The sequence below is a fragment of the Virgibacillus ndiopensis genome (assembly GCF_900187325.1).
GTDB classification, from domain to species: domain Bacteria; phylum Bacillota; class Bacilli; order Bacillales; family Amphibacillaceae; genus Virgibacillus_E; species Virgibacillus_E ndiopensis.
On record NZ_FZMZ01000004.1, the window covers coordinates 971,658 to 981,597 of the forward strand.

Here is a 9,940-nt window from a genome sequence, read left to right on the forward strand (position 1 = left end):
AATCAATATAAATGCTATTCTTCCGTATTTAATGGATAATGCTTCAAAAAGTATACTAATGCTTGAAGTTCTACAGCTAAATCAATATGATGAACTCGAACACTATCAGGTACTGTTATTCGTGCTGGTGTAAAGTTAAGAATACCCGAAATACCTACATCTACAAGTCTATTTGTAATACCTTCCGCAACACTTGCAGGAACTGTTAAAATTGCCACTTGTACCCCATTAATTTTTTCCTCTAACTCATCAATATGATAAATTGGTACTCCACCAATGTCTTTTCCTACTTTTTCTGGATTAGCATCAAACGCCATCATGATCTTCGTATTATTGTTTTTCATAAAATTATAATGTAAGAATGCTGTACCAAGATTACCGGTACCAATTATGGCAACTTCAGTTAGTTCATCCTGATCGAGGGTCTTTCGGAAAAATCCAAGTAAATATTCAACGTTGTATCCATACCCTTTTTTCCCTAACGCACCAAAATAACTAAAATCACGCCGGATAGTCGCAGAATCAACTTTGACAGCTTCACTTAGTTCCTTTGATGATACTCTCAATTTACCCTGATGATGTAAATTATTTAAAAACCGATAATATAATGGTAAACGTTTCGCAGTAGCTTGTGGAATCTTATTTTGATCCAAATGTTACTCCTCCTTGCCTTCCAAATAGTAATCACCAGATTTACCACCTTTTTTCTCAAGTAAATAGGTTTCACCGATTACCATCCCTTTATCAATAGCTTTACACATATCATATATCGTTAAAGCAGTTGCGGTTGCTGCCGTCAACGCTTCCATTTCAACACCTGTACTACCTTTAGTTTTAACAAATGCATCTATTTGTAAAACATACGAATTATCCGAAATCTCCCATTCAAAAGAAATATCAACACCCTTTAATTGTAATGGATGACACATTGGAATCCAATCCGATGTCTTTTTCGCAGCCATAATTCCTGCAACTTGAGAAACTGCGAGCACGTCACCTTTTGCAATTTCATTTCCTGTTATTTTATTATAGATTTCCTCCGTCACATGAACGCTGGACCTAGCAATGGCTGTTCGTTCAGTATCACTCTTCCCAGTGATGTCAACCATACGTGCTCTTCCTTGTTCATTAAAGTGCGTGAAATCTGCCATATACTCATCTCCAATTAAACATTTCAGTATGTACACCTTATTTTAGCAGAAAAAAAATGATAAGTCGTGATTAAATTCACAATTATATTGATAGCTTAATTCATAGTACGGTACACTTATGTAGATGAGGTGAACGAAATGATTATAATGCAAATAAATGGAATTTCCAAATCCTTTGGTGCGGAAAAGATTTTATCAAATATAAAGCTTGAAATAAAAGAAAAGGACCGAATTGCGATTGTCGGCAGAAACGGTGCCGGTAAATCAACATTACTCAAAATTATGGCTGGTGAGCTATCCTATGATGAAGGAGACATACACAAGCCTAAAGGTCTTACAGTCGGCTATTTGTCACAGCATACAGGACTTGAATCTGGCAAAACCATTTGGGATGAAATGCTCGGTGTTTTCCAAAACCTCCTTGATCAAGAAAAGGATATACGCGCATTGGAAAAAGAAATGGAACGTGCCTCTTCTCTATCAGATGCTAATTATGAACAGCTTTTACACGACTATGATAAGAAACAACAAGCATTTGAAGCTGGTGGTGGATACCGGTATGAGGCAGATATTAAAGCAGTTTTAACAGGGTTAAATTTTCATAACTACGATTATCAAACACCTATTAATGAATTGAGTGGTGGCCAAAAAACGCGTCTTGCAATGGGAAAACTATTATTAATGCAGCCTGAGTTATTGATTTTAGATGAACCAACAAACCATTTGGATATCGAAACATTATCATGGTTGGAAAATTATTTGGTCAATTACCCCGGCGCGGTTACAATCGTTTCCCATGACCGTTATTTTTTAGATAAAACAGTTAATGTTGTATATGAGATTTCATACCATCGAACAAAAAAATATTACGGTTCTTATAGTAAATTCCTTAAACAAAAAGCCTTGAACTTTGAGCAGGAAATGAAAGAATTCGAAAAACAAAAAACAGAGATTAAAAAAATGGAACAATTCATTCAAAAGAATATTGTTCGTGCGTCCACTACAAAACGTGCCCAGAGCAGACGCAAGCAACTCGAAAAGATGGAAAAACTTGATAAACCACTTGGCGAGGAATCATCGGCGACATTCTCGTTTCAGATTAATCGACGAAGTGGAAATGACGTGCTAAAGATTAATGATCTATCTTTTCGATATGACGATGAAAACGAGCCATTGTTTTCTAATGTTAAACTTCATGTTAATCGTGGCGAACGGATCGCTCTTGTTGGACCAAATGGGGTTGGTAAAACGACGCTATTAAAAACAATTCTAGGAAAGCTTAAACCAACAAGTGGAACATTACAGCTTGGTACAAATGTCCAAGTTGGGTATTATGATCAAGAACAAACAAATTTAACAGCCTCAAAAACAATTTTACAAGAGCTGTGGGACGAGCATCCATTGATTAACGAAAAGGATATCCGAACTGTTTTAGGGAATTTTTTATTTTCAGGTGATGATGTTCTAAAGCTTGTCCATTCCCTTAGTGGTGGTGAAAAAGCACGATTATCGTTGGCAAAATTAATGATGCAACAAGCGAACCTGCTTGTTTTAGATGAACCGACAAACCATTTAGATATTGACAGCAAGGAAGTATTAGAAGCAGCACTGATGGATTTTCCGGGAACGATTATTTTTGTTTCACACGATAGGTATTTCATCAATAAAATTACTGATCAAGTCGTTGAAATGCAGCATGATGGCGTAACTATCTACTTAGGGGACTACGACTATTATATGGAGAAAAAGCAAGAAGAAATAGAACGGGAGCAGCTTCAACAAGTAGAAGAAACTGTTCAGAAAGCAGAGCAAAAAAAACTAAGTTATAAAGAAGAAAAAATACTGCGTAGTGAACAACGTAAGAAAGAACGTCAAATTGCTGACCTTGAGGCAAAAATTGAAGAACTTGAAAATAAACTAGCACATCTTGAGCAAAAAATGACTGAACCAGAAATCTACCAAGACCACGAAAAAGCACTCGAATTAACTAAGCAAACAAGTGAAATGAAGCAGCGTATTGAACAGTTAATGGAAGAATGGACAGTTCTGCAAGAGGAGTAAAAAAAGAGGATGTCACCAACGAATGGGACATCCTCCTATTTAAATAAATAATCATTTTGAATTGTATGTTCAACTGCAACACGATAAACTAGTCCAATCCCTATCATCGTTGATAAAACAGAGCTACCACCATAGCTTATTAATAATAATGGTATTCCTGTTATTGGCATAATCCCAATTGTCATCCCCATATTTTGGAACGCATGGACAAGTAGTAAACTTAAAAAGCCAAAACATAAATAAGATCCGAAACTATTATAATTAAAACTTTTTAAACCAAGTGTAACTAGTTTATAAAGTAGGATGAAATACAGAAAAATTACTACTGCGCACCCAATAAATCCGAAGCTCTCTCCAATAACTGAGAAAATAAAATCAGTATGTGCTTCAGGTGTTGGAACCTGAAGTTTATCCATACCTTTTCCAAACAATTGCCCTGAACCTAATGCAAGTAATGATAAATCAAAATGATAAGTATCACTAGATGTTTGCTCTGATGAGTCAAACCATGTCATAATTCGATCAATTTGATATTCTTCAATCCCAATAATATTCTGTGACAATTCGGGTAATTTTATGATCAATGCTAGCATTCCAGCAAGTAACAGCGATAGTCCTAAAATAAGGCCGACAATAATTTTCCAATCTATCCCTGAAAGAAGGACTAACATCCCTGCGATAAATAAATAAACCATTGATGTCCCAAAGTCAGGCTGTTGTAAGATGAAAAAAACAGGAATTACGGTAACTAAAACAATCTTTATCAATAGTAAACTATCACTTTTCAATGTACTTATTTCATATTTTGACTTATGTCGACTTATTACCGCGGCTAAAAACAGGATTGTGGATATCTTTGTGAATTCAGCAGGCTGCAATGACAATCCAGGTAATGTGAACCAGCTTTTTGTATTATTGATCGTCCTTGCAATACTTTCCGGACTGACTAATAACAGAATTAACAGAAGTACACCAAATCCGTATATATACATACTTGCCTTATACAATTGATCTAAATCAAATAATTGAATAATAGCCACAATCCCAATACCTACACAAAACCAAACTGCTTGCTTTAATACAAAATTATCTCCTTCATATTGCTCTAATTGTTGAGCATTAAATATTGCAAGCAAGCTGACAATAATAAAGAATAGTAGTAACACGATAAGATCCATCTGGAAAAAGTAAGATTTTCTTTTTGACATTACAGCTTCACCACCTTTCCACATTCCACTTTAGATCAAACGTTTGATCAATAGAATTAGCAAATTATACACAAACATATCCACAATTATTACTGCTTTTTTATTGACTTTGTAAAAGTTATTCACATTATCCACATGAATATGTATAGTTATCCACATATTTAATCCACAGATTATATCTTCTTGTATGGGCTTTTCGTAAAAAATACCCACAGCTCTGTGGATATCCCTATTTTATTCTAACAGTAATGCTGGATTTGCATTCAAATCCCAACCAGATCGTTTACCTTGTTGATAAGCAATGGTTCCCGCTGCTGCTATCATTGCTGCATTATCTGTACATAGCTTTAACGGTGGAATAAGTAAAGAAACATCTGTATCTGAAAACTTTTCTTGTAATGCTGCCCGCAAGCCTTGATTTGCTGCAACTCCACCGGCAACTATAACCTGCTTCGCATGGTACTGCTGCGCTGCTTTGAATGTTTTTTCCGTTAGGACTTCAACAACACTTGCTTGAAAGCTTGCAGCAATATCTTCATTTTTCAATTGTTCTCCACGCTGTTTCGCATTGTGGATAGTGTTGATAACTGATGATTTTAAGCCACTAAAACTAAAATCATAGCTCCCTTCTTCTAGCCATGCACGCGGAAACTTAATATTCTCTTCACCGTTACTTGCTAAACGATCAATATGTGGTCCGCCAGGGTATGGCAAATTCAACATACGAGCGACCTTATCATAAGCTTCTCCTGCAGCATCATCTCGTGTTTCTCCTATAACTTCAAAATGGCCATGCTCCTTCATTAAAACCAGCTCTGTATGCCCACCTGATACAACTAAAGCTAAGAGTGGGAATTGAAATTCTTGTTCAAAACGGTTTGCATATATATGACCAGCAATATGGTGAACACCAATAAGCGGTTTTTGTTTGGCAAAAGCAAGTGCCTTTGCTGAATTTACACCAATTAATAATGCCCCGACTAGACCAGGTCCTTCCGTAACGGTGATGGCATCAATTGCCTCCCATTCAATTGCAGCCTGTTCGAATGCTTCTTCCAAAACAATCGTTATCTGTTCGACGTGATGTCTGGAGGCAATTTCAGGCACAACCCCACCAAAACGTTTGTGACTTTCAATTTGCGAGGCAACAACATTAGATATAATTTCTCTTCCATTTTTAACAATTGCAACTGCTGTTTCATCACAGCTTGTTTCAATTCCTACAATATAATTATCTTTTTTCATATAAATTCACCCACATAACTATAGCGTCTTCTTGATTATCTGTGTAATAATTTTTTCGAATTCCTCCAGGGACAAGTCCAAACTTACGATACATACGTTGCGCAACAATATTTGAAGTCCTTACCTCCAACGACAAATGGTTTGCTCCTAATCTTATTGCCTGTTGCATAGTATATAGAAAAAGCTTTTCACCTAGCTTTTTCCCACGGTAGATAGGCATAACCGCTATATTTGTAATTTGAGCGTCATCAATAACTACCCAAAGACCTGCATAGCCAATTAGTTGATTATCTAATTCCATTACAAAGTAATTCGCAAATTGGTTTTCGATTAATTCTTGATAAAAAATATCCTTTGTCCAGGGTGTTTCAAATGACGCTTTTTCTACCTCATAAACATTATCTATATCAGTAGCTTCCATTTTTCGAATGACTAACTCAGCCATTATTATTTTCCTTCTGCATTTTTAGCCAGTTAGCTTCTGCTTCTGCTAAACGCAAGTAATTAGGCGTTAAATTGTGAGTACTATCCGCCTCTTTATGCAAACCAGCAAGTGCTAAATGTGATGGTTTTGCTAAATGGAAAGGCATTTCTGGAATAATCGTTAAATCACCCATCGTTTCTAAAATAACCTCTCGATACATGTGGATGTCAGGGCTTAAGAAAAGAACCTCTTTCTGTTTAGCAGCTAGTTGCTTCAGCCAATCTTCCATTAAAATGTTTTTTTCTTCCTGTTGTTCCCTCATCTCACCATTTTCCCATTGATATAATCCGGTAAATACCATCCCTCGTCTAGCATCAAAAAATGGACATATGTACGAAGAGGAAAGACGTCCTTGATAGGATAAAACTTCTAAGCTGGAAACTCCAACAACAGGGACGTTTAAAGCCCATGCAAGTGTCTTAGCCGTTGCTAGTCCAATTCGAACACCCGTATAGGATCCTGGACCTTTTGCGACAACAATTTTGTCTAGTTGTTCCGGTGCTATATTTGCTTCTTTCATTAAACTATCTACTGCAGGCATTAGCCTTACTGAATGATTTTTCTTCAAGTTAGTAACAAATTCACCGATAATATTTTCATTATCAAGTAATGCGACCCCTAACACTTGATTTGAAGTATCAATTGCAAGTATATTCATACATGAAACCCCTTCTTTTAACCAATTAACTCCGAAATAATCCACTTAAAATGATCTCCATATGGAAAAAACTCAAGTAACCGTTTATGCTCATCAATGTATGTTATGTTAATGTTTAATCTGTTTTCCGGAAGATAGGACTCAATAAAATGTGCCCATTCTACGACTGAAATACCATCACCATTAAAATATTCATCAAAGCCAATATCCTCTTCCGAATTCTCCAAACGATATACGTCCATATGATAAAGTGGAAGCTCTCCTTGATATTCTTTAACGATCGTAAATGTTGGACTGTTGACTGTCCGTTTCACTCCTAGACCATTAGCAAGCCCCTTCGTAAAAGTTGTTTTACCGGCGCCTAAATCTCCTTCTAATGTGATGACGTCTCCAGGCTTTAATACAAGCGCTAGCCTTTGTGCTATTTGTGTTGTTTCTTTTTCGGAATGTGTTTCCATTTTATATTCACTCATAACTTCACCTACTTAAAATGCATATAGCCCTTTTTATCCAAAGGGGTTCGTTTGTTTTCTTCTTGTAAATAAACAAATCTCTTACTTAGGTCTACATAGCCAATTTCGGTAACCTTTGTTTTGGTCCGTTGTGCAGCTTGTTTAACGAATTGCCAATCCCTTTTTGGAATGGTTCCTATCAATTCAAAATCTTCCCCACCAAAAAGAGACCAGTTACGTTGTTGATCTTTAGTGAATTGATTGAACATATCACTAGTTGGAAGTTTGTTATAATTTAACGTAATAGACACCCCAGATGCCTCTGCAATTTCTGCTGCCTCATTTGCAATCCCATCACTTATATCATTTAATGCTACACGCTGTAACTTTTCTAATTCAAGTGCAAAAGCCACTCTTGGATTTGGCATTTGATGTCTTTTATAATAGTACCCCTTATTTATAAAGTGCCCTGCATTCATTAATATATGGTATCCAGCCTGAGAATCACCCAATGTACCTGTTACAAATACCATATCACCTTCATCTGCAGCACTCCGATAACGAGCCTTCCCTCTCGAAGCATACCCAATAACTGTAATGGATATGGACAATTCCCTTCCAGATACCGTATCCCCACCTATTAAATCGATCATATGTGTTTTAGCAAGTGAATGCATACCACTATAGATTTGACTCAACTCATCTTCAGTCCAATGTGACGGAATGACAATTGATACTAGATAGAATACAGGTAATGCACCCATTGCTGCTATATCACTAATATTTGCGGCTAGTGCCCGATATCCGATATGAAAGGGTTTCATCGTTTTTCGGGAAAAATGAACATCCTCAACAAACGTATCTACTGCTGTCACAATATCCTTTGAAGATTGTCTAAAAACAGCAGCATCATCACCAATACCTTTTATAAGTGTTGGTTGTTTGTATGTAGCTTGTTTTATCGCATTAATAAACGAAAATTCGTCCATAACTGGATCACCATCTTTTATTTTCAACTATGTTCATGATAGCAAAAAGAACGTTAAAAGGAAAAAGTTAATTGTTAGTAGTCTTGCTTTTAAATACTTTTATTTTACGGGGCTATAATAGTTGCTTAAGATTGACACCAAAATTTGTTGTCTGTATACTTGTTTTTACCATGGTAAACATTTATGTATAAGGTGAATATATTACGTTAATAACAATACAGTAAAGGAAGTGCCAGAATGCTTGACTATTTTTTGGAATTAAACCTAGTTGTCCAAGTAACCATCGCCACTCTTTTCACTTGGGGGATGACTGCATTAGGTGCAGCCGTCGTCTTTACAAGTAAAAATATGAATCAAAAATTTCTTGATAGTATGTTGGGTTTTGCAGGTGGCGTTATGATTGCAGCTAGTTTTTGGTCATTACTATCACCTGCATTGGAAATGGCCGATGGAAATAAAATGCCTGCTTGGATTCCTGCAGCAATTGGATTCTTATTAGGTGGACTTTTTCTTTGGGGAATTGATAAAATTCTTCCTCATTTACACCCAGGTGATAAAATGGACAGTGCAGAGGGCATTAACCCTACCAAGAAAAAAAGAAGTACTCTACTTGTTTTAGCTATAACTTTACACAATATCCCAGAGGGACTCGCTGTTGGAGTTGCGTTTGGTGCAGTGATGGCTGGTTACGATTCAGCATCTTTAGCTAGCGCAGTTGCATTGACGTTAGGAATTGGAATTCAAAACCTTCCAGAAGGTGTAGCGGTGTCTATGCCTCTGCGTCGGGATGGGATGTCACGAGGTAAAAGTTTTATGTATGGACAGTTTTCTGGAATGGTGGAACCTATTTCCGCAATAATTGGTGTATTAGCTGTTTCTTATATACAACCGCTTTTACCATATGCGCTTAGCTTTGCAGCAGGCGCAATGATTTTCGTCGTTGCAGAAGAAGTAATACCAGGATCTCAAGAGAATGGAAATAAGGATTTGGCCTCTCTTACATTGATGATTGGATTTACTGTAATGATGATATTGGATGTTGCATTAGGATAATAAAAACTTTACTTTATACACATTAAAAAACACATGATTTTCTTTTCCGAAATCATGTGTACCAATTTATTTATATTATTGTAAAAGTGGCGGTCCGGACGGGACTCGAACCCGCGACCTCCTGCGTGACAGGCAGGCATTCTAACCAACTGAACTACCGGACCAAAATATTATAGTGAATATTTTGGTTGCGGGGGCAGGATTTGAACCTACGACCTTTGGGTTATGAGCCCAACGAGCTACCAGACTGCTCCACCCCGCGATATAAGAAAATATAGTGTAAATGCCTGGCGACGTCCTACTCTTGCAGGGGCAATGCCCCAACTACCATCGGCGCTGGAGAGCTTAACTGCTGTGTTCGGCATGGGAACAGGTGTGTCCTCTCCGCTATTGCTACCAGACATTCACTTATAATTTAAGCACAAGATATATTATATTCACTTTCACTTGAAAATGCAAGTGGTTTTTAAAATTTGTACCCTAAAAACTAAATAAGAGTTTAACCATCAACCAATCAAAAATATATAGTTAAGTCCTCGATCTATTAGTATCCGTCAGCTCCACGTGTCACCACGCTTCCACCTCGGACCTATCAACCTCATCGTCTCTGAGGGATCTTACTCACTCGAAGTGATGGGA

At 36.9% G+C, this 9,940-nt stretch carries 10 protein-coding genes, 2 tRNA genes and 2 rRNA genes; 2 read left to right on the top strand and 12 right to left on the bottom strand.

The window, feature by feature from the left end:
- Nucleotides 1–14: 14 nt before the first annotated feature.
- Both CS937_RS07200 and moaC read right to left on the bottom strand, forming a co-directional pair.
- Nucleotides 15–653 (bottom strand): redox-sensing transcriptional repressor Rex, encoded by a 639-nt coding sequence (locus CS937_RS07200; RefSeq protein ID WP_099157748.1) that lies wholly within the window; start codon nucleotides 651–653, stop codon nucleotides 15–17.
- A 3-nt stretch (nucleotides 654–656) separates the two neighbouring features.
- Nucleotides 657–1,151 (bottom strand): cyclic pyranopterin monophosphate synthase MoaC, encoded by a 495-nt coding sequence (gene moaC / locus CS937_RS07205; protein ID WP_099157749.1) that lies wholly within the window; start codon nucleotides 1,149–1,151, stop codon nucleotides 657–659.
- Nucleotides 1,152–1,289: 138 nt separating this feature from the next.
- Here moaC and CS937_RS07210 point away from each other — a divergent pair, with 138 nt between their 5' ends.
- Nucleotides 1,290–3,212: an ABC-F family ATP-binding cassette domain-containing protein gene (locus CS937_RS07210; RefSeq protein ID WP_099157750.1), complete on the top strand. Its 1,923-nt coding sequence runs from the start codon at nucleotides 1,290–1,292 to the stop codon at nucleotides 3,210–3,212.
- A 35-nt stretch (nucleotides 3,213–3,247) separates the two neighbouring features.
- On the opposite strand, the gene CS937_RS07215 is transcribed toward CS937_RS07210, so the two are convergent.
- From CS937_RS07215 to thiL, 6 genes are all read right to left on the bottom strand, one after another.
- Nucleotides 3,248–4,420 (bottom strand): FtsW/RodA/SpoVE family cell cycle protein, encoded by a 1,173-nt coding sequence (locus tag CS937_RS07215; RefSeq protein WP_099157751.1) that lies wholly within the window; start codon nucleotides 4,418–4,420, stop codon nucleotides 3,248–3,250.
- Nucleotides 4,421–4,654: 234 nt separating this feature from the next.
- Nucleotides 4,655–5,665 (bottom strand): tRNA (adenosine(37)-N6)-threonylcarbamoyltransferase complex transferase subunit TsaD, encoded by a 1,011-nt coding sequence (gene tsaD / locus CS937_RS07220; RefSeq protein WP_099157752.1) that lies wholly within the window; start codon nucleotides 5,663–5,665, stop codon nucleotides 4,655–4,657.
- Nucleotides 5,652–6,113: a ribosomal protein S18-alanine N-acetyltransferase gene (rimI, locus tag CS937_RS07225; RefSeq protein WP_425445458.1), complete on the bottom strand. Its 462-nt coding sequence runs from the start codon at nucleotides 6,111–6,113 to the stop codon at nucleotides 5,652–5,654. Before rimI ends, tsaD begins: the two co-directional genes overlap by 14 nt.
- Nucleotides 6,103–6,807: a tRNA (adenosine(37)-N6)-threonylcarbamoyltransferase complex dimerization subunit type 1 TsaB gene (gene tsaB, locus CS937_RS07230; protein ID WP_099157813.1), complete on the bottom strand. Its 705-nt coding sequence runs from the start codon at nucleotides 6,805–6,807 to the stop codon at nucleotides 6,103–6,105. Before tsaB ends, rimI begins: the two co-directional genes overlap by 11 nt.
- Before the next feature lie 17 nt (nucleotides 6,808–6,824).
- Complete coding sequence (tsaE, locus tag CS937_RS07235) at nucleotides 6,825–7,280, bottom strand: tRNA (adenosine(37)-N6)-threonylcarbamoyltransferase complex ATPase subunit type 1 TsaE (protein ID WP_099157754.1); 456 nt, start codon at nucleotides 7,278–7,280, stop codon at nucleotides 6,825–6,827.
- Nucleotides 7,281–7,288: 8 nt separating this feature from the next.
- The gene (gene thiL / locus CS937_RS07240; protein WP_099157755.1) at nucleotides 7,289–8,248 is read right to left on the bottom strand and encodes a thiamine-phosphate kinase; all 960 of its coding nucleotides are present in this window, start codon (nucleotides 8,246–8,248) and stop codon (nucleotides 7,289–7,291) included.
- A 237-nt stretch (nucleotides 8,249–8,485) separates the two neighbouring features.
- Between thiL and CS937_RS07245 the strand changes: the two genes are divergently transcribed.
- Entirely contained in the window at nucleotides 8,486–9,301 is an 816-nt protein-coding gene (locus tag CS937_RS07245; protein ID WP_099157756.1) for a ZIP family metal transporter, read from the top strand.
- Between the two features lie 87 nt (nucleotides 9,302–9,388).
- Here the strand turns inward: CS937_RS07245 and CS937_RS07250 are convergent.
- The 4 genes from CS937_RS07250 to CS937_RS07265 all read right to left on the bottom strand — a co-directional run.
- Nucleotides 9,389–9,465, bottom strand: a tRNA-Asp gene (locus CS937_RS07250).
- 21 nt (nucleotides 9,466–9,486) lie between these two features.
- A tRNA-Met gene (locus CS937_RS07255) sits at nucleotides 9,487–9,563 on the bottom strand.
- Nucleotides 9,564–9,586: 23 nt separating this feature from the next.
- Nucleotides 9,587–9,702, bottom strand: a 5S ribosomal RNA gene (rrf, locus tag CS937_RS07260).
- A 123-nt stretch (nucleotides 9,703–9,825) separates the two neighbouring features.
- A 23S ribosomal RNA gene (locus CS937_RS07265) occupies nucleotides 9,826–9,940 on the bottom strand; the annotation flags it as partial.

Coding starts and splice junctions, on each gene's coding strand:
- CS937_RS07210 (WP_099157750.1), top strand. CDS start 1,290: ATGATTATAATGCAAATAAATGGAATTTCCAAATCCTTTGGTGCGGAA.
- moaC (WP_099157749.1), bottom strand. CDS start 1,151: ATGGCAGATTTCACGCACTTTAATGAACAAGGAAGAGCACGTATGGTT.
- thiL (WP_099157755.1), bottom strand. CDS start 8,248: ATGGACGAATTTTCGTTTATTAATGCGATAAAACAAGCTACATACAAA.
- tsaB (WP_099157813.1), bottom strand. CDS start 6,807: ATGAATATACTTGCAATTGATACTTCAAATCAAGTGTTAGGGGTCGCA.
- CS937_RS07215 (WP_099157751.1), bottom strand. CDS start 4,420: ATGTCAAAAAGAAAATCTTACTTTTTCCAGATGGATCTTATCGTGTTA.
- tsaD (WP_099157752.1), bottom strand. CDS start 5,665: ATGAAAAAAGATAATTATATTGTAGGAATTGAAACAAGCTGTGATGAA.
- tsaE (WP_099157754.1), bottom strand. CDS start 7,280: ATGAGTGAATATAAAATGGAAACACATTCCGAAAAAGAAACAACACAA.
- CS937_RS07245 (WP_099157756.1), top strand. CDS start 8,486: ATGCTTGACTATTTTTTGGAATTAAACCTAGTTGTCCAAGTAACCATC.